This is a genomic window from Streptomyces sp. SCSIO 30461 (assembly GCF_037023745.1).
Lineage (GTDB): Bacteria > Actinomycetota > Actinomycetes > Streptomycetales > Streptomycetaceae > Streptomyces.
Map to the genome: position 1 here is coordinate 5940219 of NZ_CP146101.1, position 24989 is coordinate 5965207.

Consider the following 24989-nt stretch of genomic DNA (forward strand, 5'->3'; position numbering starts at 1 on the left):
CCGGCTCAGCCGGCGGCGGTCGGCGTCAGGCGCTCTCCGCCGCGATACGGTCCAGCGCCGACTGGAGGTCGTCCGGGTAGTCGCTGCCGAACTCGACCCACTGCCCGTCCGCAGGGTGCTCGAACCCGAGCCGCACCGCGTGCAGCCACTGCCGGGTCAGGCCCAGCCGCCGTGCCATCGTCGGGTCGGCCCCGTAGGTGAGATCGCCCACACAGGGGTGCCGGTGCGCCGACATGTGCACCCGGATCTGGTGCGTACGGCCCGTCTCCAGCTTGATGTCGAGCAGCGAGGCGGCCCGGAAGGCCTCCATCAGGTCGTAGTGCGTGACGGACGGCTTGCCGTCGGCGGTCACGGCCCACTTGTAGTCGTGCTGCGGGTGCCGTCCGATCGGCGCGTCGATGGTGCCGCTCAGCGGGTCGGGGTGGCCCTGCACCAGGGCGTGGTAGCGCTTGTCCACCGTGCGGTCGCGGAACTGCTGCTTCAGCAGCGTGTACGCGCGCTCCGACTTGGCGACCACCATCAGGCCCGAGGTGCCGACGTCCAGCCGGTGCACGATGCCCTGGCGCTCCGCGGCGCCCGATGTGGAGATGCGGTAGCCGGCGGCGGCGAGCCCACCGATCACCGTGGTCCCGGTCCAACCGGGGCTCGGGTGCGCGGCCACCCCGACCGGCTTGACGATCACCACGATGTCGTCGTCGTCGTGGACGATCTCCATGCCATCGACCGGCTCGGCGACGATCTGCACCGGCGCGGGCGCCTGCGGCATCTCGACCTCGAGCCACGCGCCCCCGCTGACGCGCTCGGACTTGCCCACGGCGATCCCGTCGACCAGCACCTTCCCGGCGGCGGCCAACTCGGCGGCCTTGGTGCGGGAGAACCCGAACATACGGGAGATGGCGGCGTCGACGCGCTCGCCTTCGAGGCCGTCGGGAACGGGCAGGGTGCGGGTTTCGGGAAGCGTGCTCACCCGTCGAGTATGCCTTGTCAGTTCTTGTGCACGGTCCCGTCGGGGTCCAGCCCCCGGAAGGAGAGGATCACGATGAGGAAGCCGCCGCACACGATCGCCGAGTCGGCGAGGTTGAACACTGCGAAGTGCGCGGGGGCGATGAAGTCGACCACGGCCCCCTGGAGGAAGCCTGGCGCGCGGAAGATCCGGTCGGTGAGGTTGCCCAGCGCACCGCCGAGCAGTAGCCCCAGCGCGATGGCCCAGGGCAGGCTGTAGAGCTTGCGCGCGAGCCGGGCGATCACCACGACCACGATGGCGGCGATGATCGTGAAGATGATCGTGAAAGCGCCACCGAAGCCGAAGGCCGCTCCGGGGTTGCGCACCGCCGTGAACGTCAGCAGGTCACCGATGACCGGGATCGGCGGCTGGTGCTCGAGCCGGGCCACCACGAGCAGCTTGGTACCGAGGTCGATCAGATACGCCACGATGGCGACGGTGAACAACGCGACCACGCGGCGCCCGCCCCTGGGACGTTCCTCGGCGCCTTCATCCGATGAGCGCTCATCGGGACGTGCCTCAGCGGGCGCAGCCGCGTCGTCAGCCTCGTCATTGTTGTCTGGCGTACCGATGACGCGCTCCGCCTCTGCCACGTGAGTCCCTCGACCTGGGTACCTGGGTGATACCTGACTGGTCACGAGGGTACGGCACAGCTCCGCGGAGCGGGCTTACGCGAGAGACTCAGCCCCGGCGCTCCTGCTTCTGCTTGTCCTCGACGCACAGGGTGGCTCTCGGGAAGGCCTGCATTCTCGCCTTGCCGATGGGCTTCCCGCAGATCTCGCAGAGGCCGTAGGTGCCGGTGTCGAGGCGACGCAGGGCTCGCTCGGACTGCTCGACCATCTCGCGGGCGTTGTTGGCCAGGGCGATCTCGTGCTCGCGGGTGATGTTCTTGGTGCCGGTGTCGGCCTGATCGTCACCCGCGCCGTCACCCGAGTCACGCATCAGACCGGTCAGCGCCTCCTCGGAGTGGCTGATCTCGGCCCGCAGCCTGGCCAGCTCGTCCTCCAGCTCGGCGCGCGCGTCCGCGACCTCCTCGGGTGTCCACGGGTCCTCACCGGGGCGCACCGCAAGCTCTCCGGGCGCTGCCGCGGCCCGCTCGGGTGCGAGTGCCGTGGCCGTGCTGTCCCCACCGGCTGCGGCTCCGGCCGCGGTCTTCTTCGCTCCCACCGTCCTGGCTCCCGTCTCCTTGGCGGCCTTCACCGCCTCCTTGGCCGCCTTGGCGGCCTTTCCGGCACCGGCGCCCACTGTCTTCCCGGCGGTCGCCGTCTTCTTCGTCTTCGCCGTCTTCTTCGTCTTCTTCGTCTTCGCCGGCGCTTCGGAGGTCGCCACCGGGGTGGGCTCCGATGAGTGCCGCGCCGCCGTCTTGCGGCCCGGGGGCTTCTTCGCCGTCGCCTCCACGGCCGCGGCCTTGGCGGCACTCTCGGACCTGCTCTTGGACGTGCTCTTGGACGGGCCCTTGGCCGCGGTCCCGGCCGGGGCCTTTTTCTTCGCGGCGGCCGCGGGCTTCGCGCCCCCGGCCGTCGCTGCGGCCTTCTTCGCCGGTGCCACGGCCATCACCTCCGTCGCCTCGTGCGCGTACGCACCGGCCCCGCCGGTCTTCGACGTCCGGCCGGCAGCCTGTCGCGTGTGCGCGACGGCGCTCTTGCCGCCGTTCGCTCCCACCGCCGCCGCGGGTGCCGCGGCGGTGGACCTCGTGGACGCCGTCCTCTTCAGGGCGGTCTTCTTCGCCACCATGGCCGCGGCCCCTTCACATATTGTGATCTTGCGCGCGAATCGGTGCTGGGACGATAAATCGCCCCCAGCGCCGCGGCAACGGGGCACGCCGCCCACAGGGCCCGCACCGCGCCTGCTCCGACGCGAGCCTGCATCCGTTGTGCCCAGCTCCCCGCCCGGTAATCCGCCCTGATGACCGGTAGTCGAGTCGGTGCGGGAACGTATGGCCATTCGGGTCACGTCTGAGCACGAAGGATCACCTGAGAGCCACCACGCGCGCGGCCCGCACCGGATCCCCGCGAGCCGCGGCGAAAACCGGTCGGCCCCGCACGGGCCCGGCCCGTACACTGGGCGAAGCGAAAGGCGTGGATGGGGACCAGTAGCGTCGTACGCAGCCATGAGCGACCCGGGGACGGTGCGAGCCCGGGGGCGAGCGCGAGGTGAAACATCACCCCGGAGCCGCCGGAAGAAAGCCCACGGTCACCGGATGGCGACCCGGCGAGTAGAACCGGCTTCGCGGCCTCAATGAGGGGGCCTGGGGCGACCACGCCCGGGGCCAAGGAGGGTGGTACCGCGGGAGCAGCTCATCGGCTCTCGTCCCTCCGACGGAACAGGCACAGTCCGTTGGAGGAGCCCCTACATGACGCCCCCGCCGCAGTACCGCCAGGTACCCGCCCAGGTCGACCTGCCCGCGCTCGAGCACGCCGTGCTCGACTTCTGGCAGGACAACAAGATCTTCGCGAAGAGCCTTGAGCAGTCCGAGGGTCGACCCGAATGGGTGTTCTACGAGGGACCGCCGACCGCCAACGGCATGCCCGGTGCCCATCACATCGAGGCCCGCGTCTTCAAGGACGTCTTCCCCCGCTTCCGCACCATGCGGGGCTACCACGTGGCCCGCAAGGCCGGCTGGGACTGCCACGGGCTGCCCGTCGAGCTCGCCGTGGAGAAGGAGCTCGGCTTCAGCGGGAAGCAGGACATCGAGGACTACGGCATCGCCGAGTTCAACGCCAGGTGCCGTGAGTCGGTCACCCGCCACACGGACGCGTTCGCAGAGCTGACGACCCGCATGGGGTACTGGACCGATCTCGACGGCGCGTACCGGACGATGGACCCGGCGTACATCGAGTCCGTCTGGTGGTCGCTGAAGGAGATCTTCAAGAAGGGCCTGCTGGTCCAGGACCACCGGGTCGCCCCCTGGTGCCCCCGCTGCGGCACCGGTCTCTCGGACCACGAGCTCGCGCAGGGCTACGAGACGGTCGTCGACCCCTCGGTGTTCGTGCGCTTCCCGCTGACCTCAGGACCGCTCGCCGGCGAGGCGGCGCTGCTGGTGTGGACCACCACCCCCTGGACGCTGGTCTCGAACACCGCGGTGGCCGCGCACCCCGAGGTCACCTACGTCGTGGCGACCAACGGCCAGGAGAAGCTGATCGTCGCCCAGCCCCTCCTGGAGAAGGCACTCGGCGAAGGGTGGGAGGCCACAGGCCAGAGCTTCACCGGTGCCGAGCTCGAGCACTGGACCTACCAGCGCCCCTTCGCCCTGGTGGAGTTCCCCGCGCCGGCCCACTACGTGGTCAACGCCGAGTACGTCACCACCGAGGACGGCACCGGTCTGGTCCACCAGTCCCCGGCCTTCGGTGAGGACGACCTCAAGGTCTGCCGCGCCTACGGGCTGCCGGTGGTCAACCCGGTGCGCCCCGACGGCACCTTCGAGGAAGAGGTGCCACTGGTCGGCGGGGTCTTCTTCAAGAAGGCCGACGAGGCACTGACCAAGGACCTGGACGAGCGCGGACTGCTGTTCCGGCACGTCCCGTACGAGCACAGCTACCCGCATTGCTGGCGCTGCCACACGGCGCTGCTCTACTACGCGCAGCCGTCCTGGTACATCCGCACGACCGCGGTCAAGGACCGACTGCTCGCCGAGAACGAGAACACCAACTGGTTCCCCGATTCGGTCAAGTACGGCCGCTTCGGCGACTGGCTCGACAACAACATCGACTGGGCGCTCTCCCGCAACCGCTACTGGGGCACCCCGCTGCCGATCTGGCGCTGCGAGGAGGGCCACCTCACCTGCGTGGGCTCGCGCGCCGAGCTGACCGAGCTGACCGGCACCGACCAGTCCTCGCTCGACCCGCACCGGCCGTTCATCGACGACGTCAGCTTCCCCTGCCCGGAGTGCTCCGAGCAGACCACGCGGGTGCCCGAGGTCATCGACGCCTGGTACGACTCGGGCTCGATGCCGTTCGCACAGTGGGGCTACCCGTACCAGAACAAGGAGATCTTCGAGAAGCGCTACCCGGCGCAGTTCATCTCGGAGGCGATCGACCAGACCCGCGGCTGGTTCTACACGCTGATGGCCGTCGGCACGCTGGTCTTCGACAAGTCCTCGTACGAGAACGTGGTCTGCCTGGGCCACATCCTCGCCGAGGACGGCCGCAAGATGTCCAAGCACCTGGGCAACATCCTCAAGCCGATCCCTTTGATGGACCAGCACGGCGCGGACGCGGTGCGCTGGTTCATGGCGGCCGGCGGCTCACCCTGGGCGGCACGGCGGGTGGGCCACGGCACCATCCAGGAGGTGGTCCGCAAGACCCTCCTCACCTACTGGAACACGGTCGCGTTCCAGGCCCTGTACGCCCGCACATCCGGCTGGGCCCCCTCGGCGGCCGACCCGGCACCGGCCGAGCGCACGGTGCTGGACCGCTGGCTGCTGTCCGAGCTGCACGCGCTGGTGGAGCAGGTCACGCTGTCCCTCGACGCGTACGACACCCAGCGCGCCGGCAAGCTGATCTCCGCCTTCGTGGACGACCTGTCGAACTGGTACGTACGGCGGTCGCGCCGCCGCTTCTGGCAGGGTGACGCCGCGGCGCTGCGCACGCTCCACGACGTGATCGAGACAGTGACACGGCTGATGGCACCACTCACCCCGTTCATCACCGAGCGGGTCTGGCAGGACCTGGTGGTCCCGGTGGCTCCGGACGCTCCCGAGTCGGTACACCTGGCCGCCTGGCCCGAGGCCGACCCGGCCGTGATCGACCCGGTGCTGTCCCAGCAGATGCTGCTGGTGCGCAGGCTGGTGGAGTTGGGCCGTGCGACCCGCGCCGAGTCCGGGGTCAAGACCCGGCAGCCGCTCTCTCGGGCCCTGGTCGCGGCGGCGGGCTTCGACGCGTTGTCGCCGGAACTGCACGCACAGATCACCGAGGAGCTGAACGTCTCCTCGCTGGCGTCCCTGTCCGAGGTCGGCGGGTCTCTGGTCGACACCACGGCCAAGGCGAACTTCCGGGCTCTGGGCAAGCGCTTCGGCAAGGGCGTCCAGGACGTGGCGAAGGCCATCGCGGCGGCGGACGCCGCAGGGCTGTCCCTGGCGCTGCGCGGCGGCGAGGCGACGCTGGAGGTGGGCGGGGAGACCGTCAGCCTCAGCCCCGACGAGGTCATCATCACGGAGACCCCGCGGGAAGGCTGGTCAGTGGCATCCGAGCAGGGCGCGACGGTCGCGCTCGACCTGGAGATCACTCCTGAGCTGCGGCTCGCCGGTCTCGCGCGGGACGCGATCCGCCTGATCCAGGAGGCACGCAAGAACAGCGGTCTGGACGTGGCGGACCGGATCGCGCTGCGCTGGTCATCGGCGGACCGCGAGGTCACCCGGGCCCTCACGGACCACGCGGGCCTGATCGCGGATGAGGTCCTCGCGACGGACTTCGCCTCGGGCGACGCTGACAGCACGTACGGTTCCCCGTTCACGGACGAGGGCCTGTCCCTGACCTTCCGCCTCCGCAAGGCGTAGCACCCTCACTCGGGCGACGGGAAGCTCCGGGGCACGGAGCTTCCCGTCGCCCGGGGTGCGGATCGCGGTGCACTCCGCCTGAGTGCGGCAGCCCCCGGGGCCTTGAGAGTCCGGGCCCCGGGGGCTGCTGCACTCAGGCCATCGCCGCACCACGAGGCGGGCGCGCGGACACATCGCCACGGCAACGCAAAGCAAAAGGGCCGGGCCCGGGACACTAGGTCCCGGGCCCGGCCCTGACATGCCTGCCGACGGCTACGCGCGCTTCGCGCGGCAGCCCGTCAGTTGTCGTCCTCGTCGATGAGGAAGCCCCGCATCGGCGAGGGCGCCTGCTGCATCGGCTGCGGGCCCTGGGGCCGCACCGGTGCCATCGGCTGGGTCATCGCCGGGGACATCTGCTGCTGGCCGCCGTAGGACGGGGCCGCCGGCGAAGGTCCGTGGCCGCCCATCGTCTGCTGGCCGCCGTAGGACGGGGCACCGGCTCCGGCGGGGGCCATGGAGGGCGCCGGGGACGGGGGCAGCGAGGCGGTCGCGGGGGTACGCGGCGGAGCCAGGGAGTCATCTGCCTGGGTCTCCAGCTGGCGCAGCTGGCTCTCCAGGTAAGACTTCAGCCGGGTGCGGTACTCGCGCTCGAAGCCGCGCAGGTCCTCGACCTTGCGCTCAAGCGTGGCGCGGGCGGACTCGAGGGAGCCCATCGCGACGCGGTGCTTCTCCTGTGCGTCCCGCTCCAGCGCGTCGGCTTTGGCGCGGGCGTCGCGCTCCAGGCCCTCGGCGCGCGAACGCGCCTCACCGACGATCTTGTTGGCCTCGGAGCGAGCCTCGGCGATGGCCTGGTCGGCCGTCTGCTGGGCCAGCGAGAGCACCCGCGCGGCGCTGTCGCCGCCCGGGCCCTGACCGGGACCACCCATCGGACCGCCCATGGGGCCACCCATCGGGCCACCCTGCATGGGGCCGCCCTGCATGGGGCCGCCCATCGGGCCACCCTGCATCGGACCGGGACCCATCGGGTTGGGGCCCTGGGGACCGCCCTGCATCGGACCGGCCGGCAGCTGGGGAGCACCACCGGGCAGCTGGGGGGGACCCATCTGCGGGGGCTGCTGCTGGACCGGCGGTCCCGATATGGCAGCGGGCACGGGAGCCCCGGGACCTCGGCCGTCCTGCGGCTCCGGGGGTTTGCGCATGCCCTGCTGCTGGTTCTGCGCCGCGGCACGGGTCGCCGCCGCCAGCTTGGCGCGCAGGTCCTCGTTCTCGCGGAGCAGACGGGTCAGCTCGGCTTCGACCTCGTCAAGAAAGGCATCGACCTCGTCCTCGTCATAGCCTTCTCGGAGGCGGACGGTCGTGAACTGCTTGTTCCGCACGTCCTCGGGGGTCAACGGCATCTCTTCTTCACCTCTACGTAGTCGTCGGCAGTCGGCAAGACCGTATCGCTCACATCCCGCTCCCCACCCCGCGGACGATGGAGATCAAGATATAGACGATGATCATCAGAACGAAGAAGGACAGATCGAGTGCCACGCCCCCCAAACGCAGCGGCGGGATGAACCGCCGCAGAAGCTTGAGCGGTGGATCGGTGACAGTGTAGGTGGCCTCGAGAACGACCACCATCGCCTTCCCGGGTTGCCATGATCGGGCGAACTGGAAGACGTAGTCCATGACCAGCCGGAAGAAGAGCACGACGAGGAAGCACACCAGCGCGATGTAGACAACCTGCACTGCGACGCCCATTACCGCGCGTACCTCTCCTCTGGCTCTCGTGTCCGGCCTCGCGGCCGGGTCGTTCGTTCCCGGTGTTCAGCTCTGATTGAAGAACCCGCCCTCTGCGATGCGGGCCTTGTCCTCCGCCGTGACATCGACGTTAGCAGGCGACAGCAGGAACACCTTCTGCGTCACTCGCTCAATGCTGCCATGGAGACCGAAGACGAGTCCCGCGGCAAAGTCGACAAGTCGCTTTGCGTCGGTGTCGTCCATCTCCGTGAGGTTCATGATCACAGGCGTGCCCTCGCGGAAGTGTTCCCCGATGGTACGGGCCTCGTTGTAGGTCCGCGGGTGCAGCGTCGTGATGCGGTAGGGCTCCCGCTCGGACACAACCTTGGGCATGATCACGGGGGCGTTCTTCTCCAGATTCGGACGTTCAGGTGTGATGGATGCCACGGGGGCGATTCGTGCCGGACGTCCGGATTCTGCAGGCGGCGCCGAATGGGCCACCGGCTCACGGGGCGCGGGCGGCTGCACCGCACGCACCGGCTCGTCCCGTTCCATCTGGTGCGGGGGCTGGTGCCGGCGCCGGTCCCGCTCGGGCTCCGGCTCCATCTCGGGTTCGAAGTCGTCGTCGGGATCGAAACCCCGGCCGTCGTACCCATCGTCCTCCACGAGGCCGAGGTAGACCGCCATCTTGCGCATCGCGCCGGCCATTCTCTGAGTCCTCCGCTCTGTGGTGGATCGGCTTCGTTCGGCTACATCACCAAGTGCCTGCGATCCACACGGCCTGTCCGCTATTCGACGGAAATGACCATATTTTCTACTGTGGTCCGACTTGCATCGCGACGTTACCCGAGCCGAGGTCGGACTCCGAGTACCGCCGTACCGACGCGCACATGTGTCGCTCCGGCCGCCACGGCCTCTTCGAGGTCCGCACTCATCCCTGCTGACACCATGTTCGCAGCAGGATGAGTCGCGCGCACGCCCGATGCCAATTCCATAAGCCGCTCGAAGGCGGCCTGTTGACGCCCGGCATAGGGGCCCTCCAGAGGCGCGACGGTCATCAGCCCGTCGAGCCTGAGCCCGGGCGAGTCGTCGACCGCCGCCGCCAACTCCTCGATCCCGCCGGGCGGAACACCACCGCGGCCGGCCGAACCGGACTCGGCATCGAGGGCGACCTGGATCAGGCAGCCCAGTTCGCGCCCCTCGCGCACCGCCGCGGCGGACAGTGCCCGAACGAGCTTCAAGCGGTCGACCGACTGCACAACATCGGCATAAGTCGCCACCGATCGGACCTTGTTGGTCTGGAGCTGCCCCACGAAATGCCAGGTGAGGTCGAGATCGGAACACTCGGCTGCCTTCGGCGCCGCGTCCTGGTCCTTGTTCTCGGCGACGTGCCGCACCCCGAGCTCGTGCAGCAGTCGCACGTCGCTCGCCGGGTAGGTCTTGGTGACCACGATGAGGGTCACCTCTTCCCGCTTACGCCCGGCCGCGGCACAGGCAGCGGCGATGCGCTCCTCCACCCGCGCCAGGTTCTCGGCGAGTTCGGTCCTGCGGTCGCTCATCGCTCTTCTCTTCCGCCGCCTTCGGCCGCCAGCCAGACATAGCCGGCGAGCCGGCCGGTGGTGCGGTCGCGGCGATACGAGTAGTGATCGCCCGACTCCCGTGTGCAGATCGGCGACGCCCGGCGGTCCCGTACGCCGAGAGCCGCGAGCTGGGCGTGCACCCCGGCCGTGACATCCACGGCGGGAGTGCCCCAGCTTGTCCGCGACCACGCCTCGGGAACCACTGCCGCGACCTCGGCGCGCATCGTCTCGGGCACCTCGTAGCACCGCCCGCAGACGGCCGGTCCGGTGCGGGCCACGATCCGGTCCGGGGCGGCCCCGAGCTCGATCATGGCCGCGACCGCGGCGGGCACGACCCCCGCGACCATCCCGGGACGCCCCGCGTGTGCCGCGCCGACCACTCCGGCGACGGGGTCGGCGAGCAGAACCGGTGTGCAGTCGGCTGTGAGCACCGCCAGTGCGAGCCCGCGCCGTGCGGTCACCACCGCGTCCACCGCAGGGACGTCCCCGGCGGACGCGGCGCCCGCCGTCACCCAGGGGCCGTCGACCACGGCGACATCACGGCCGTGTACCTGGTTCATCCAGACCACGTGCTCCGGTTCGAGACCGAGCGCATGGGCGGCCAGCTCGCGGTTCGTGCGAACGGCGACGGGGTCATCGCCGACCGCGCCGCCGAGATTGAGCTCCCCGTACGGAGCGGCGCTCACTCCGCCCCACCTGTCGGTGAAGGCGAAGTGGGCGCCGCCCACGCTGTCCTGCCCTCGTATCACCGCGAGTTCACTTCAGGAAATCCGGGACATCCAGCTCTTCGGCCTGGCTGTCGTACGGACGCGCCGGGGGGACCTGCGGTACGGAACCGCCGGAGAGCGAGCTGTCGCCCGCGACCGGAGCCGGCTCGGCGGGGGCCGCCTGCTCCTCCCGCGGGGGCACCGCGCCGAGGCCGCCGATGGAGCGGGGCTCCGGGCGGGCCGGGGGCGCGGGCTCCTCGCGCTTGACTGCGGTCGAGCCGATCACGTTGTCCCGGCGGGCCGGGGGCTGGCCGCCGTCGAAGCCGGCCGCGATGACGGTGACCCGCACCTCGTCACCGAGGGCGTCATCGATGACGGCGCCGAAGATGATGTTGGCTTCGGGGTGGGCGGCCTCGCTGACCAGCTGGGCCGCCTCGTTGATCTCGAAGAGACCCAGGTCCGAGCCACCGGAGATGGAGAGCAGCACACCGCGGGCGCCGTCGATGGACGCCTCCAGCAGCGGCGAGGAGATCGCCATCTCGGCCGCGGCCACCGCGCGGTCGTCGCCACGGGCGGAACCGATGCCCATGAGGGCCGATCCGGCCTCGGACATGACCGACTTGACGTCGGCGAAGTCCAGGTTGATCAGACCCGGTGTGGTGATCAGGTCGGTGATGCCCTGGACGCCAGAGAGCAGGACCTGGTCGGCCGACTTGAACGCGTCGAGCACGCTGACCTGGCGGTCCGAGATGGACAGCAGGCGGTCGTTCGGGATCACGATGAGGGTGTCGACCTCTTCGCGGAGCTCGGCGATGCCGTCCTCTGCCTGGTTGGCTCGGCGCCGGCCCTCGAAGGTGAACGGCCGAGTGACCACGCCGATGGTCAGGGCGCCCAGCGAGCGGGCGATGTTGGCCACGACGGGCGCGCCGCCGGTACCGGTGCCGCCGCCTTCGCCGGCGGTGACGAAGACCATGTCGGCCCCCTTGAGGACCTCCTCGATCTCCTCTCGGTGGTCCTCTGCCGCCTTGCGGCCGACGGCCGGGTTGGCTCCGGCGCCGAGGCCGCGGGTGAGCTCGCGGCCGACATCGAGCTTGACGTCGGCGTCGCTCATCAGCAGCGCCTGTGCGTCGGTGTTGATCGCGATGAACTCGACGCCCTTGAGGCCGACCTCGATCATCCGGTTGATGGCATTCACACCACCGCCGCCGACACCGATGACCTTGATGACTGCGAGGTAGTTCTGCGGTGCTGCCACGTCGAAGGCCTCTCGCCTCGAGATACGTGTCGCCGCTTCGCGGGGGTTCCGCGCCGTGACGACGATGCCGATGGGACGGTTCGAAGTGCCGACCCAAACCCTAACGTTGAAGTTTAGGGTTACCAGTGTCCGTCCTACTGGACTCTCTCGAACGAGACACTAAGTCGACAAGCGGCACGCGTTCAACGAACACGCCGAACCTCCCGTTTTTCTTTTCACCCTATGTGATCAGCCGTTGCGCTGACCAACCAGGGTGCTGACCTGGGCGTTTGCACGTCAACTCCCCGCAGCCGCAGGGGCCGTCGGGGCACTGACATCGAAGCGCCGGGCATCCGGCTGCGCTTTCAGCAGTGCGGTAAGCGCCCGCGCCTTGGCCTCGCCGTCGTCACCGCTGCCCCACAGCACCGTTCTGCCCCGCGTCAACTTCAGGGTGATGGAGTCATACGAACTGATTTCCACAGAACGCAGCGCCTTTGCGGTGGCCCGCGGAAGCGCGGAAGTGGCCAGGACCGCCTCCCGCACCAGTCGCCGTTCCCCGAAGCGACGCAGGCTGGAGGGCTGGACGGCAGTCAGCTCCAGCAGGGGCAGACCTTCGGGGGCGGTGTCGACGGTCGAGAACCGCACTCCCTGTGAGTCCAACTCGACAAACTTCCCGCCCTCTTCGACAAGAAGCACAGGCTTTCGCTCCACCACGGTCAATTCGATCCCGTGCGGCCAGGAGCGGACCGCCTGGACCGAGTCGATCCGCGGCAGTTCCCGGCGCAACCGCGCCTCGATGGCCTCCAGATCGACCGAGACCAGTGGCGATCCGATCGGAACGGCCGCGGCTCGCTCGACCTCGCGCGGGGTGAGCACCGCCGCGCCGGAGACCCGGACCTCATCGGTGCGCAGCCAGGAGGAGCCGTACAGCAGCCAGACCCCCGCGCCCGAGAGGACGACCAGCGCCGACACGGACAGCATCATCCGCAGCCGGAACACCCGGGACCGACTGCGACCGGGAGCCCCCTTTGACGAACCCGACGAACCCGACCGGCCCTGGCGACCGGACCGACCGGACCGACCGGACCGACCGGACCGACCGGACCGACCGGACGGAGACTGGCCGTTCTGCTTGCCCGCACCGCGTTCGGCGGTCGTCGGTCCGGCCATCTCCGTTCCCTGCCTTTCGTCGTGCTGCCGCGCCCTGCCCGCCGCGGCCTGGGCTGTGTCTGACGGATCCCACCTGGATCGCGCCCCGGCACGCGCACTCGCGGCGTTGTCGGGTTCATCCGAGTACACCCAGTACGAGGATGAACCTCCGCCTTGCGATTGCACGCACCAAACGCCGCGAGCCACACCCTGCGGGCGGACGGAGCTACTTTCGCAACACGCCTTAGCGGCGCGCCCTGGCGGCAATCGCTTCGTAGACCATTCCGACAAGCAGATCGTCTGCATCCCGGCGCCCGAACTCCGCGGCGGCGCGAGACATCTCGTACAACCGGTGCGGATCCGCCAGCACCGGGAGCACATTCCCCTGGACCCACTGCGGGCTCAGTTCGGCATCGTCCACCAGGAGTCCGCCACCGGCCTTCACCACCGGTTGGGCGTTGAGCCGCTGTTCGCCGTTGCCGATCGGCAGCGGTACGTACGCGGCGGGCAGCCCGACGGCGGAAAGCTCGGCGACGGTCATGGCGCCCGCGCGGCACAGCATCATGTCTGCCGCGGCATACGCAAGATCCATCCGGTCCAGATACGGTACCGGGATGTAGGGCGGCATTCCGGGCATGTTGTCCACGCGCGGCAGTTCGTTCTTGGGGCCGACCGCGTGCAGGATCTGGATTCCGGAGCGCTGGAGCAGCGGAGCGACCTGCTGGACCACCTCGTTGAGCCGCCGAGCTCCCTGGGACCCGCCGGAGACCAGCAGTGTCGGCAGGTTGGGGTCGAGCCCGAAGGCGGCGCGGGCCTCGGGGCGCATCCGCGCCCGGTCCAGGGTCGCGATGGAGCGGCGCAGCGGGATGCCGATGTAGCGGGCGTCGCGCAGCTTGCTGTCCGGGGTGGAGACCGCCACACCGGCCGCGTAGCGGGAGCCGATCTTGTTGGCCAGACCCGGACGGGCGTTGGCCTCGTGGACGACGATCGGCACACCGAGCCGCTTGGCCGCGAGATAGCCGGGCAGTGCGACATAGCCGCCGAATCCGACGACGCAGTCGGCCTTGGTGCGCTCCAGGATCTGCTCGGCGGCCTTGATGGTGCCGCGCAGCCGCCCGGGAACCGTGATCAGTTCGGGCGTGGGCTTGCGCGGCAGCGGCACCGCGGGGATGAGGGCCAGTTCATAGCCGCGCTCGGGGACGAGCCTGGTCTCCAGACCCCGCTCAGTGCCGAGTGCTGTGATGCCCACGGTCGGGTCCTGCCTGCGCAGGGCGTCCGCGAGGGCGAGCGCGGGCTCGATGTGGCCGGCGGTCCCCCCGCCGGCGAGTACGACATGCACCGAATTTCACCGCTCTCCGGACGGACGCTTCGTCGTGCGCCGTCTCATCGTCTTCCATCTCACCCCGGACCCGCGAACGGCCAAGGCCGCCTTCGCGGCGGGGTCCTCACGCGCGAACGCGATCAGCAGCCCCACAGCGAACATGGTCGGCAGCAGGGCGGAGCCCCCGTAAGAGAACAGCGGGAGGGGGACTCCGGCGATCGGCAGCAGACCGAGCACCGCACCGATGTTGATCACGGCCTGAGCCGTGATCCAGGTGGTCGCTCCTCCCGCGGCGTACCTCACGAAGGGATCCTCCGTGCGTCCGGCCACGCGGATACCCGCATAGCCTAGAGCCGCGAAGAGAGTGAGCACCGACAGCGTCCCCGCCAGCCCCAGCTCCTCCCCGGTGATAGCGAAGATGAAGTCGGTGTGCGCTTCGGGTAGTTGACCCCATTTTTCCACACTCGCGCCGATGCCGGAACCGAACCATCCGCCGGACGCGAGCGCGTAGATCCCGTGGACCGCCTGCCAGCAGATGTCCCCGGGGCCCGGGTCGGTGGCGCCGACGCACTGGAAGCGGTCCATCCGGTTGGGACTGGTCTTGATCAGCACGGCGCCGATCACCACGGCTACGGCGAGCACTCCGGTGAACAGTCTGGTGGGTGCCCCGGCCAGCCAGAGCAGCCCGAAGAGGATCGCGGTGAGGACGATCGAGGTGCCCATGTCCCCGCCGAGCATGATCAGCCCCAGCAGTATGAAGGCCACCGGCACCAGCGGCACCAGCAGGTGCTTCCACTGGGTGAGCAGGCGTCTGTCCTGTTTGCGGGCGAGGAGGTCGGCTCCCCAGAGGAGCAGGGCGAGTTTGGCGAACTCACTGGGCTGGAGCTGGAAGGGACCGCCGAGGTAGATCCAGTTCTGGTTGCCGTTGACGGAACGCCCTATCCCCGGGATCTGCACCAGCACCATCAGGAACACACTGCCGATGAGCAGGGGGTAGGCGAGCGCCCGGTGGAGCCGGGACGGCATCCGGGACGCGACCAGCAGCAGCACGGTGCCGATGAGCGCAGCCACGAACTGCTTGCGGAAGAAGTACGAGGGGGCGAGTGAGTACGTCAGCGCCGTGATCATCGAGGCGGAGTAGACCATCACCAGGCCGAGCCCGGTGATCAGCAGCCCGGCGCCGAGGATCACGTAGTACGCGGTGAGGGGTCTGTCCCAGGCTCGTCGCACCTGCTCGATGATCCGCCGGGGCCCGCCCGCAGGTGGTCCTCCGGAGCCGCTGCCACGGCTCGTCGCCGCGCGGCGCGCGGCGGGACGGCCACGCGCCGGGCTCCGCACGGAGCTGCCGCGCGGCAGCGCTGCGGCGGGGTCGTGCTGCGGCATGGGCGGTGTCCCCCTCCAGTCGTGGGCGGTGGCGACGGGGACCGGGCCGGTCAGGCGTGTTCGGCGGCGAGTGTCCGGACGGCGTCCGCGAAGGCCTCGCCCCGCTCGTTGTAGTTGGTGAACATGTCCATCGAGGCACAGGCGGGAGCCAGCAGGACCGTGTCACCCGGCTGCGCGAGCCCCGCCGCTTCGCGGACCGCCGCGGCCATCGCACCAGTGTCGGTCCGGTCGATGTCGACCACCGGGACCTCGGGGGCGTGTCGCGCCAGCGCTTCGGCGACCAGCACGCGATCGGCGCCCATGAGCACGACGGCTCGCAGCCGCTGCGCGGACACCCGGACCAGTTCGTCGAACTCCGCGCCCTTCGCCAGCCCGCCCGCGATCCATACGATCGGGTCGTATGCCGCCAAGGAAGCCTCGGCGGCATGCGTGTTGGTGGCCTTGGAGTCGTCGACGTAGGCGACGCCCGCCACATCCGCCACATGCTCGATGCGGTGGGCGTCGGGGCGGAAGGCACGCAGCCCGTCCCTTACCGCCGCGGGGGCGACGCCGAAGGCGCGGGCGAGGGCCGCCGCAGCCAGCGCGTTGGCGATGTTGTGCGGCGCCGGCGGGTTGACGTCGGAGACCTCGGCCAGTTCCTGGGCGTGCTTCTGCCGGTTCTCGACGAACGCGCGGTCCACGAGGATGCCGTCCACCACACCGAGTTGGGAGGGTCCGGGGGCACCGAGGGTGAAACCGATCGCACGGCAGCCCTCCACCACGTCGGCCTCGCGCACCAGGTCCTCGGTGGCGGGGTCGGCGGCGTTGTAGACGCAGGCGACCGTGTTGCCCTCGTAGATCCGGCCCTTGTCTGCCGCGTAGGCCGCCATCGAGCCGTGCCAGTCGAGGTGGTCGGGCGCCAGGTTGAGCACGGCGGCGGAGTGGGCGCGCAGCGAGGGAGCCCAGTGCAGCTGGTAGCTGGAGAGCTCGACGGCCAGCACGTCGTACTTGTCCTCGCCCAGGACGGCGTCCAGCAGCGAGACGCCGATGTTGCCGACGGCCGCCGTCCTCAGACCGGCCGCCTCCAGGATGGAGGCCAGCATCCGCACGGTCGTGGTCTTGCCGTTGGTGCCGGTGACCGCGAGCCAAGGCGCCGCTTCCCTGCCGTCCAGGCCGCGAAGCCGCCAGGCCAGCTCCACATCGCCCCAGACCTCCACGCCCGCATCGGCGGCTGCGGTGAACAGCGGTTTGTCGGGCTTCCAGCCGGGCGCGGTGACGACCAGCCCGGTGCCCTCCGGCAGGGTGGCCCCGTCGCCGAGGCGGACGGCGATGCCCTCCGCCTCCAGTTGCGCGGCCTGCGCACGCGCACCCGCGTCGTCACCGTCGTTGACGACCGTGACGACCGCGCCCAGGCCGTGCAGGACGCGTGCGGCCGGAATGCCGCTCACGCCGAGCCCGGCGACGGTGACGTGCTTGCCCTGCCAGTCCCGCGTACTCACTTGTCGGCCGCCCATCCCGCGTAGAAGAGGCCCAGACCCACGATGACGCACATGCCCTGAATGATCCAGAAACGCACCACCACCAGCACTTCCGACCAGCCCTTGAGCTCGAAGTGGTGCTGGAGCGGGGCCATCCGGAAGACCCGCTTGCCGGTGAGCCGGAAGGAGCCGACCTGGATGACCACCGACATGGTGATCAGCACGAACAGACCGCCGAGCAGGGCGAGCAGCAGCTCGGTACGGGAGCAGATCGCGAGGCCCGCCAGCGCGCCGCCGAGGGCGAGCGAGCCGGTGTCCCCCATGAAGATCTTGGCCGGTGAGGTGTTCCACCACAGGAAGCCGAAGCAGGCGCCCATCAGCGCGGAGGCGACCACGGCGAGGTCGAGCGGGTCGCGCACCTCGAAGCAGGCGTTGGGGTTGGTCAACGTGTTCGCGTTGGCGCACCACTCCTGGAACTGCCAGAGCCCGATGAAGGTGTAGGCGCCGAAGACCATCACGGAGGCTCCGGTGGCCAGACCGTCCAGACCGTCCGTGAGGTTCACGCCGTTCGACATCGCGAGGATCATGAACAGCGCCCAGACCACGAACAGCACCGGGCCGATGGACCAGCCGAAGTCGGTGACGAAGGAGAGCCGGGTGGACGCGGGTGTCTGGCCGCGGATGTCGGCGAACTGGAGTGACAGCACGGCGAAGGCGATACCGACGATCAGCTGTCCGGCCATCTTCGCCTTGGCCCGCAGACCGAGCGACCGCTGCTTGACGATCTTGATGTAGTCGTCCAGGAAGCCGACCAGGCCCATGCCCGCCATCAGAAACAGCACCAGCACGCCCGAGAACGAGGGCTTCTCACCGGTGATCACCTTGGCGAGGGCGTAGGCGATGAGCGTGGCCAGGATGAAGGCGATACCGCCCATCGTGGGCGTGCCCTTCTTGCTGCCGTGGCTGCGCGGGCCGTCGTCGCGGATGAACTGGCCATAGCCCTTCCGGGCCAGCAGCTTGATCAGCAGCGGGGTGCCGATGAGCGTCAGGAAGAGCCCGATGGCCCCCGAGAAGAGGATCTGCCTCATCGACCGGCTACCTGCCCCTCGGAAGAGCCCGCCGAGGTCCCCGTGTTCTCGAGCAGCGCCTGGGCGATCCGCTCAAGCCCGGCCGACCTCGAAGCCTTCACCAGCACGACGTCTCCCGGGCGCAGCTCTCTGCGCAACAGGTCAACCGCCGCCTGCGCGTCGGACACGTGCACCGACTCCTCACCCCACGAACCCTCGTTGTAAGCGCCCAGTTGCAACCAGGACGCTTCCCTGCCCCCGACTGCCACGAGCTTGCTGACGTTGAGCCGGACGACAAGCCGTCCGACCGCGTCGTGCTCGGCGAGCGCCTCGTCCCCGAGCTCGGCCATCGGGCCGAGCACCGCCCAGGTGCGTCCCCCGGCGGCTCGTGCGGCCGCTCCCATGGCCACGAGCGCGCGCAGGGCGGCCCTCATGGACTCGGGGTTCGCGTTGTAGGCGTCGTTGACGATCGTCACGCCGTCCGGACGCTCGGTGACCTCCATCCGCCAGCGGGAGAGGGTGCCGGCCTCGGAGAGCGCGGTGGCGATCTCATCGGCGGGCATGCCCAACTCATGGGCGACGGTGGCCGCGGCGAGCGCGTTCGACACGTGGTGCTCACCGTACAGCCGCAAGGTCACATCGCCGCACCCGGATGGTGTGCGAAGCAGGAATGCGGGCTGCCCGCTCGGCGTCAACCGCACGTTCTCCGCCCGTACGTCCGCTTCGCCCGCCTCGCCGAACAGCACGACGCGCGCCTTCGTACGGGAGGCCATGGCGCGCACGAGGGGGTCGTCGGCGTTGAGCACCGCGATTCCGCCCCGCTCGGCGGGCGGCAGGCACTCCACCAGCTCGCCCTTGGCCTGGGCGATCTGCTCACGGCCGCCGAACTCGCCGATGTGGGCGCTGCCGACGTTGAGCACCACGCCGATGCGCGGCGGGGTGAGACCGGTGAGATAGCGGATGTGGCCGATGCCGCGGGCGCCCATCTCCAGTACGAGATGGCGCGTTTCCGCCGTCGCGCGCAGCGCGGTCAGCGGCAGGCCGATCTCGTTGTTGAGGGAACCGGGTGTCCACACCGTGGGGGCGTGACGCTCCAGCAGCTGGGCGATGAGGTCCTTGGTGGAGGTCTTCCCGGCGGAGCCGGTGAGGGCGACGACCTCCGTGCCGAGCCGCTCGACCACGGCGCGGGCCAGCGCGCCGAGCGCGGTCTGCACGTCGTCCACGACGATGGCGGGCACACCGACGGGGCGTACCGCGAGCACCGCGACGGCACCCGCAGCGACCGCGCGCTCCGCGTAGTCATGGCCATCGGCGTGCTCACCCGCGAAGGCGGCGAAGAGACTGCCGGACTCGACCTGCCGGGAGTCGATGACGACGGGTCCGGTGACCTGGATGGCCGGATCCGGTATGTCGTGGGTCTGCCCGCCGACGACATGGGCGATCTCGGCGAGGGAGAGGGCGATCACTGCTTCATCCCTGACTGTTCTGGTGACGGGCTGCGTCCACTGCGTCTGCTGCATCCCCTGCGTCCGCTGTGCCGTCGTGGCGCGGGGTACGCGCCTCGATCGCCTCGCGGAGCACCTGGCGGTCGTCGAAGGCGCGGACCACCCCGGCGATGTCCTGCCCCTGCTCGTGGCCCTTGCCCGCGACCAGCACGGTGTCGCCCGCCTCGGCCCGTGCGACGGCCGCGGCGATCGCGGCGGCACGCTCCTCGAACACCTGGACCTCGCCGCGTTCGTGCGCGGGCACTTCGGCGGCGCCCGCCAGCATGGTGGCGAGGATGGCGAGCGGATCCTCGGAGCGGGGGTTGTCTGAGGTCAGGATGGCTGTGTCGGCGTGGCGTGCCGCGGCGGCGCCCATCGGTCCGCGCTTGGTCGTGTCGCGGTCGCCACCGCAGCCGAGCACGATATGCAGCCGGCCCTTGGTGACCTTGCGCAGGGCTCGCAGCACCGACTCGACGGCGTCCGTCTTGTGCGCGTAGTCGACCACGGCGAGATACGGCTGCCCTGCGTCGACGCGTTCCAGCCTGCCGGGAACTCCGGGAACAGCACCGACGCCGTCGGCCGCGGCCTGCGGGTCGAGCCCGGCGACGGCGAGAGTGGCGATCGCGGCGAGGGCGTTGGCGACGTTGAAGGCACCCGGCAACGGGGCGTGCGCGGCCACTCGTTCACCGCCCGGGCCGACGGCGGTGAACGTCGAACCGAGCGGGCCCAGTTCGACCCCCTCGGCCCGCCAGTCGGCGTCCGGGTGCCCCTCTGCGGAGAAGGTCACGACCGGGATCGCCGAATCGGCGGCCAGCCGCCTGCCGTACTCGTCGTCCAGGTTGACCACGCCGCGCCGGGCCCTGGCGGGGGTGAAGAGCTGCGCCTTGGCCTGGAAGTAGTCCTCCATGCCGGAATGGAACTCCATGTGCTCCGGGCTGAGGTTGTTGAACACGGCGATGTCGAACACACAGCCGTCGACCCGGCCGAGCACCAGCGCGTGACTGGACACCTCCATGGCGACCGACTCGACTCCGCGCTCGCGCATCACCGCGAACAGCGCCTGGAGGTCGGTGGCTTCGGGAGTGGTGCGCTCCGCCTTGATGCGCTCGTCGCCGATGCGCATCTCGACCGTGCCGATGAGCCCGGTACGGCGGTCCGCGCCGCGCAACCCGCCCTCCACGAGGTAGGCGGTGGTGGTCTTGCCCGATGTGCCCGTGATGCCGATCTGGAGCAGATCGGCACCGGGATGTCCGTAGATCGCGGCGGCCAGGGCGCCCATCTGTCCGCGCGGGTTCCCGCTGACCAGCACCGGCAGCCCGGTGGCGGCGGCGCGCTCGGCACCGGTCGGGTCGGTGAGGATCGCCGCGGCGCCGAGTTCCTTCGCCTGGGCGACGAAGTCGGCACCGTGCAGCCGGGCTCCGGGGAGGGCCGCGTACACGTCGCCGGGGCGTACGGCGCGGGAGTCATGGGTGATGCCGGTGACCGCGCCGGAGCCCGGGGGCTCTACCCCCAGCCGGTCGGCCAGCTCACTGAGGTCGATCGGGCGGACCTCGGCCGGACGGGGTGGGGCGGTTCGGTACTGATCAGCATGTGGCACGGCGGTGAGCGTACCGGGCGTACCGGGACCGGTGCTAAATGAGGGGGGATCGGGCGTGATCCTTGTCACTGAGGGTGCCTCCCGGCTCACGTGCCCGGCTCGAACGTCACCGGAAGCCGCGCGGGCGGTGCGCCGGTGGGTGCGACCTGTCGGGTCTTGAGGGCGAATTCCATGACCTTCTTGTAGATGGGCCCGCAGATCTGCCCGCCGAAGTAGCTGCCCTTGGTCGGGTTCTGGATGGCGCAGTAGACCGTGATCTGCGGGTCGTCGGCGGGTGCGAAGCCGGCGAAGGAGGCTGTGTAGCCCTTGTAGCGGCCCGTTTCCGGGTCGACCCGGTTGGCCGTACCGGTCTTTCCTGCGACGCGGTAGCCGGGGATCTTGGCCTTGGTGCCGGTGCCCTCCTCGTCGCCGACGACGGATTCGAGCATGGTGGCGAGGGTGCGGGCGGTCTTCTCGCTGACCACCCGGGTCTTCCCGGGCTCGGGAGCCGAGGTGAACCGTCCGTCCGGCCCTGTGGTGCCCCGGATCAGGGTGGGCTCGATGCGCACGCCGCCGTTGGCGATGGTCGAGTAGACGGACGCGGCCTGGACGGCGTTGACGGACAGGCCCTGGCCGAACGGGATCGTGTACTGCTGCGAAGTGGACCAGTTCTGCGGCTTGGCGAGGATGCCGGGGGACTCCCCGGGGTAGTCGAGCCCCGTCGGGCTGCCGATGCCGAACTTACGCAGATACGAGTAGAGGACCCGATTGGCCTCCGCCTGGGTCCTGCCGAGCTGGCCGGTCGCCAGGATCGTGCCGATGTTGCTGGACTTGGCGAGGACGCCGTTGAGGGTCAGATGCCAGGTGGGGTGGTCGATGTCGTCGTGGAACAGCCGGTCGCCGCGGTGCAGCCGGTTGGGCACGGTGACATGGGTGGCGGGGGTCGCCGCCCGCTCCTCCAGGACCGCCGCCATGGACATGACCTTGCTGGTGGAGCCCGGCTCGTACACGTCCTGGAGGGCGGCGTTGCCCATGGCCGCCGCGTCGGCCTGGGAGATGTCGTTGGGATCGAATCCAGGGGCGTTGGCCATGGCGAGGATCTCACCGGTACGGGTGTTCTGCACGACCACATAGCCCCGGTCGGCCTTGGACTTCCGGACCTGGGCGGCGATCGCCTGCTGGGCCGCCCACTGGATGTCGCGGTCGATGGTGAGTTCGATGTCGGAGCCGGGGACCGCCGGCACCTCGCGAGCCCCTGCGGTGGGGACGCGCCGACCGCCGGACTGGGCGTAGGTGACCTCACCGTCCTGGCCCGCGAGTTCGGCGTCCAGCATGGACTCCAGACCACCCGCACCGCGGCCTTCGGCGTTGACGTATCCCAGTATCCCGGCCCCGAGCTCGCCGTTGGGGTAGACCCGTTTGCTGCTCGCCTCGCGGAACACTCCGGCCAGCACATTCGCTCCGGTCCCGCCCGCGGCCTTGTCGGTCCTGGCCTTCTCGGCGAAGACACCCTTGAGGTCGCTGATCTGCTTCCACACCTGGGGGGTCTGGCGCCGGGCTAGGACGGTGTAGCGGGACTTGGGGGTCTTGAGCCGGTTGGCGAGTTCGGCGACGTCCTTGCCGAGGATCGGGGCGAGCAGCGCCGCCGCCTGCTCGGGCGCGTCCGGTGCCTTGCTCTCCTCGGGGGTGAACATCTTCGGGTCGGCGGTGACGTCGTACGCGTCGACGCTGGTGGCGAGAGCGATCCCGGACCGGTCGGTGATCTCGCCGCGCTCCGCGGTCAGCGTGTAGCTCATGTAGCGGTTCTTGTCGGCCATGGCCGCGTAGGTGCTCGCGTCGACCGCCTGCACCTGGAGGAGGCGTACCACGAACACCAGCATGGTCAGGGTCAGCGCCAGGCTGACGAGGCGCAGCCGGGGGCGGGGGCTGCCCAGGCGGATCCTGCGCGGCGGGGCCGCGGTACGCGGGCGGCCGGCGGGAGGGCGCGGGCGGTTCGCGGCGGGGCGGGGGCGGTTGCCCGGACCGGGTCGCCTGGCGGGACCGGGAACGCGGCGGCGCGGAGTTTCCTTGGGAGGCACTGCGTCACCTGCCGGGGTTGGGGGACGGCGGCTGCGGAGTCCGGCCCGGGGCGGACACCGCGGGGTTCGCGGGTGCCGCCGGATCCACCGGTGGCACGGGGTTCGCGTGCCCGGCGCGGCCCGCGTGCGCGGCAGGGCTCTCAGGTGCACCAGGGCTCGCGGGCGCGGCAGGGCTTCCGGAAGCCGCGGGGGCCGAGGCGGAGGTGGCGGGCGCGGCCCCGGAAGGAGCCGCCGACGGGGCGGCGGACGGGGATCCGGGCGCGGTACGGGGCACGGCGGACGGGGCCGTGGAGTCTTCCGGGGGCACGTAGGGCTCGGCCTTGGCCTTGCGCGGCACTCCCTTGACCTCGCCGTCCGGGTCCAGGAAGACGGGGTTGCCACCGGGAACCATGCCGAGCTCGCGGGCCCGCCGCTGGAGCGCGTCCGGGGCTGAGCGGCCGTCCACGTCCCGTTGCAGGCCCTGCTCCTCGTCGGTGAGCTCGGTGGTCTTCCTCCTGAGCTCACTCAGCTCGAACGAACCCTCGTTGAGGGAGGAGTTGAGCAGCAGCAGGGTGATGAGGCCACCCCCCAGCAGCACCACCACGAGCAGGACGAACGGCGTCCTGGCGGCAGTGCTGGGGCCGGACGGCATCAGCCCGGCCAGCCGGGCGGCGCGTCCCCTGAGCTGACCGGCGGCCTTCTTCACCACGTGCCCTCCCTCACCCGGCGGATGTCACTGTGCGTCCTCGCGGATCCGCTCCGCGCCCCGCAGCCGGGCGGGCGCGGCACGGCGGTTCTCGGCGACCTCCTCGTCGGTGGGGAGTTCGGCGCCACGGGTCAGCAGCTTCAGTCGGGGCTGGTAGCGCTCGGGTACGACGGGCAGCCCGGGCGGTGCGGTACTGGCGGCACCAGCCGCGAAGACCTGCTTGACCAGCCGGTCCTCCAGCGAGTGGTAGGAGAGGACCGCGATCCGACCGCCGACCGCGAGGGCCCGCACGGCGGCGGGGATCGCGCTTTCCAGGACCGAGAGTTCGCCGTTGACCTCGATCCGCAGCGCCTGGAAGGTGCGCTTGGCGGGATTGCCACCAGTGCGCTTGGCCGCCTGCGGCAGGGAGTCGCGGATCAGCTCGACCAGCCTGGCGCTGCGGTCGAACGGCTCCTTCTCGCGCTCGCGCACGATCGCCGACACGATCCGCTTGGCCTGCTTCTCCTCGCCGTACACGCGCAGGATCCGCACCAGTTCACCGGCCGGATAGGTGTTGAGCACCTCCGCCGCGCTGATGCCCGTCGTCTGATCCATACGCATGTCGAGCGGGGCGTCCTGGGCGTAGGCGAAGCCGCGATCGGCCTCGTCCAGCTGCATCGAGGAGACGCCGAGGTCGAACAGGACGCCCTGGACCCGGGGGGTGCCGAGCCGGTCGAGCACATCGGGCAGCTCGTCGTACACGGCGTGCACCAGCGTCGCGCGCTCCCCGAAGGGGGCGAGCCGTTCGCCGGACAGCCGCAGGGCTTCTTTGTCCCGGTCGAGCGCGATGAGGTGGATCCCTGGAAACCGGGTGAGCAGTGCTTCGCTGTGGCCGCCGAGCCCGAGCGTGCAGTCGACGACCACCGGGGCCCGCCCACCGCCCTCCGCGGGCGCCCCTTCAGGCGCCTCCAGTGCGGGTGCCAGCAGGTCCAGGCACCGCTGGAGCATCACCGGGACGTGTCGCTGGCTCAATGCGCCCTCTCAGGTCCGACGTGCTCGGCCGCCTGGGCGCCGGAGGCGCACGTATGCCG

General features: G+C 70.4%; 20 protein-coding genes. 1 reads left to right on the forward strand and 19 read right to left on the reverse strand.

What is annotated here, in order from left to right; all coding sequences use genetic code 11:
* Nucleotides 1–25 precede the first annotated feature (25 nt).
* The 3 genes from V1460_RS26655 to V1460_RS26665 form a co-directional block, all read right to left on the reverse strand.
* The gene (locus tag V1460_RS26655; RefSeq protein WP_338676154.1) at nt 26–967 is read right to left on the reverse strand and encodes an RluA family pseudouridine synthase; all 942 of its coding nucleotides are present in this window, start codon (nt 965–967) and stop codon (nt 26–28) included.
* A gap of 17 nt (nt 968–984) precedes the next feature.
* The gene (gene lspA / locus V1460_RS26660) at nt 985–1596 is read right to left on the reverse strand and encodes a signal peptidase II (protein WP_338676155.1); all 612 of its coding nucleotides are present in this window, start codon (nt 1594–1596) and stop codon (nt 985–987) included.
* Between the two features lie 88 nt (nt 1597–1684).
* Nucleotides 1685–2737, reverse strand: coding sequence for a TraR/DksA family transcriptional regulator (locus V1460_RS26665; protein ID WP_338676156.1), 1053 nt, complete (start codon nt 2735–2737; stop codon nt 1685–1687).
* Nucleotides 2738–3356: 619 nt separating this feature from the next.
* Between V1460_RS26665 and ileS the strand changes: the two genes are divergently transcribed.
* Nucleotides 3357–6497, forward strand: coding sequence for an isoleucine--tRNA ligase (ileS, locus tag V1460_RS26670; RefSeq protein ID WP_338676157.1), 3141 nt, complete (start codon nt 3357–3359; stop codon nt 6495–6497).
* Nucleotides 6498–6775: 278 nt separating this feature from the next.
* Here ileS and V1460_RS26675 read toward each other — a convergent pair whose 3' ends face one another.
* The 16 genes from V1460_RS26675 to rsmH form a co-directional block, all read right to left on the reverse strand.
* Entirely contained in the window at nt 6776–7873 is a 1098-nt protein-coding gene (locus V1460_RS26675; RefSeq protein ID WP_338676158.1) for a DivIVA domain-containing protein, read from the reverse strand.
* A 49-nt stretch (nt 7874–7922) separates the two neighbouring features.
* A complete protein-coding gene (locus V1460_RS26680) occupies nt 7923–8219 on the reverse strand; it encodes a YggT family protein (RefSeq protein ID WP_338676159.1) in 297 nt (98 codons plus the stop codon).
* A gap of 66 nt (nt 8220–8285) precedes the next feature.
* A complete protein-coding gene (locus tag V1460_RS26685) occupies nt 8286–8906 on the reverse strand; it encodes a cell division protein SepF (protein ID WP_338676160.1) in 621 nt (206 codons plus the stop codon).
* A gap of 134 nt (nt 8907–9040) precedes the next feature.
* Nucleotides 9041–9757, reverse strand: a complete 717-nt coding sequence (locus tag V1460_RS26690; RefSeq protein WP_338676161.1) for a YggS family pyridoxal phosphate-dependent enzyme — start codon at nt 9755–9757, stop codon at nt 9041–9043.
* Nucleotides 9754–10506: a peptidoglycan editing factor PgeF gene (gene pgeF / locus V1460_RS26695; protein ID WP_338678214.1), complete on the reverse strand. Its 753-nt coding sequence runs from the start codon at nt 10504–10506 to the stop codon at nt 9754–9756. The genes V1460_RS26690 and pgeF overlap by 4 nt, the downstream gene beginning before the upstream one ends.
* Before the next feature lie 28 nt (nt 10507–10534).
* A complete protein-coding gene (gene ftsZ, locus V1460_RS26700; RefSeq protein WP_338676162.1) occupies nt 10535–11740 on the reverse strand; it encodes a cell division protein FtsZ in 1206 nt (401 codons plus the stop codon).
* Between the two features lie 276 nt (nt 11741–12016).
* A complete protein-coding gene (locus V1460_RS26705) occupies nt 12017–12889 on the reverse strand; it encodes an FtsQ-type POTRA domain-containing protein (protein WP_338676163.1) in 873 nt (290 codons plus the stop codon).
* A gap of 223 nt (nt 12890–13112) precedes the next feature.
* Nucleotides 13113–14207 (reverse strand): undecaprenyldiphospho-muramoylpentapeptide beta-N-acetylglucosaminyltransferase, encoded by a 1095-nt coding sequence (gene murG / locus V1460_RS26710; RefSeq protein ID WP_338676164.1) that lies wholly within the window; start codon nt 14205–14207, stop codon nt 13113–13115.
* A gap of 6 nt (nt 14208–14213) precedes the next feature.
* Nucleotides 14214–15545 carry a putative lipid II flippase FtsW gene (ftsW, locus tag V1460_RS26715; protein WP_407077637.1) on the reverse strand — a complete coding sequence of 444 codons (1332 nt, stop codon included), beginning with the start codon at nt 15543–15545 and terminating at the stop codon, nt 14214–14216.
* A gap of 77 nt (nt 15546–15622) precedes the next feature.
* Nucleotides 15623–17050: a UDP-N-acetylmuramoyl-L-alanine--D-glutamate ligase gene (gene murD / locus V1460_RS26720; protein ID WP_338676166.1), complete on the reverse strand. Its 1428-nt coding sequence runs from the start codon at nt 17048–17050 to the stop codon at nt 15623–15625.
* Nucleotides 17047–18117, reverse strand: a complete 1071-nt coding sequence (gene mraY / locus V1460_RS26725) for a phospho-N-acetylmuramoyl-pentapeptide-transferase (protein WP_338676167.1) — start codon at nt 18115–18117, stop codon at nt 17047–17049. The genes murD and mraY overlap by 4 nt, the downstream gene beginning before the upstream one ends.
* Complete coding sequence (gene murF, locus V1460_RS26730; protein ID WP_338676168.1) at nt 18114–19562, reverse strand: UDP-N-acetylmuramoyl-tripeptide--D-alanyl-D-alanine ligase; 1449 nt, start codon at nt 19560–19562, stop codon at nt 18114–18116. The genes mraY and murF overlap by 4 nt, the downstream gene beginning before the upstream one ends.
* Before the next feature lie 4 nt (nt 19563–19566).
* Complete coding sequence (locus V1460_RS26735; RefSeq protein WP_407077532.1) at nt 19567–21246, reverse strand: UDP-N-acetylmuramoyl-L-alanyl-D-glutamate--2,6-diaminopimelate ligase; 1680 nt, start codon at nt 21244–21246, stop codon at nt 19567–19569.
* 17 nt (nt 21247–21263) lie between these two features.
* Nucleotides 21264–23234: a penicillin-binding protein 2 gene (locus tag V1460_RS26740; RefSeq protein WP_338676170.1), complete on the reverse strand. Its 1971-nt coding sequence runs from the start codon at nt 23232–23234 to the stop codon at nt 21264–21266.
* A 4-nt stretch (nt 23235–23238) separates the two neighbouring features.
* Nucleotides 23239–23919 (reverse strand): septum formation initiator family protein, encoded by a 681-nt coding sequence (locus tag V1460_RS26745; RefSeq protein WP_407077638.1) that lies wholly within the window; start codon nt 23917–23919, stop codon nt 23239–23241.
* Nucleotides 23920–23946: 27 nt separating this feature from the next.
* Nucleotides 23947–24930, reverse strand: a complete 984-nt coding sequence (gene rsmH, locus V1460_RS26750) for a 16S rRNA (cytosine(1402)-N(4))-methyltransferase RsmH (protein WP_338676171.1) — start codon at nt 24928–24930, stop codon at nt 23947–23949.
* Between the last annotated feature and the right edge of the window lie 59 nt (nt 24931–24989).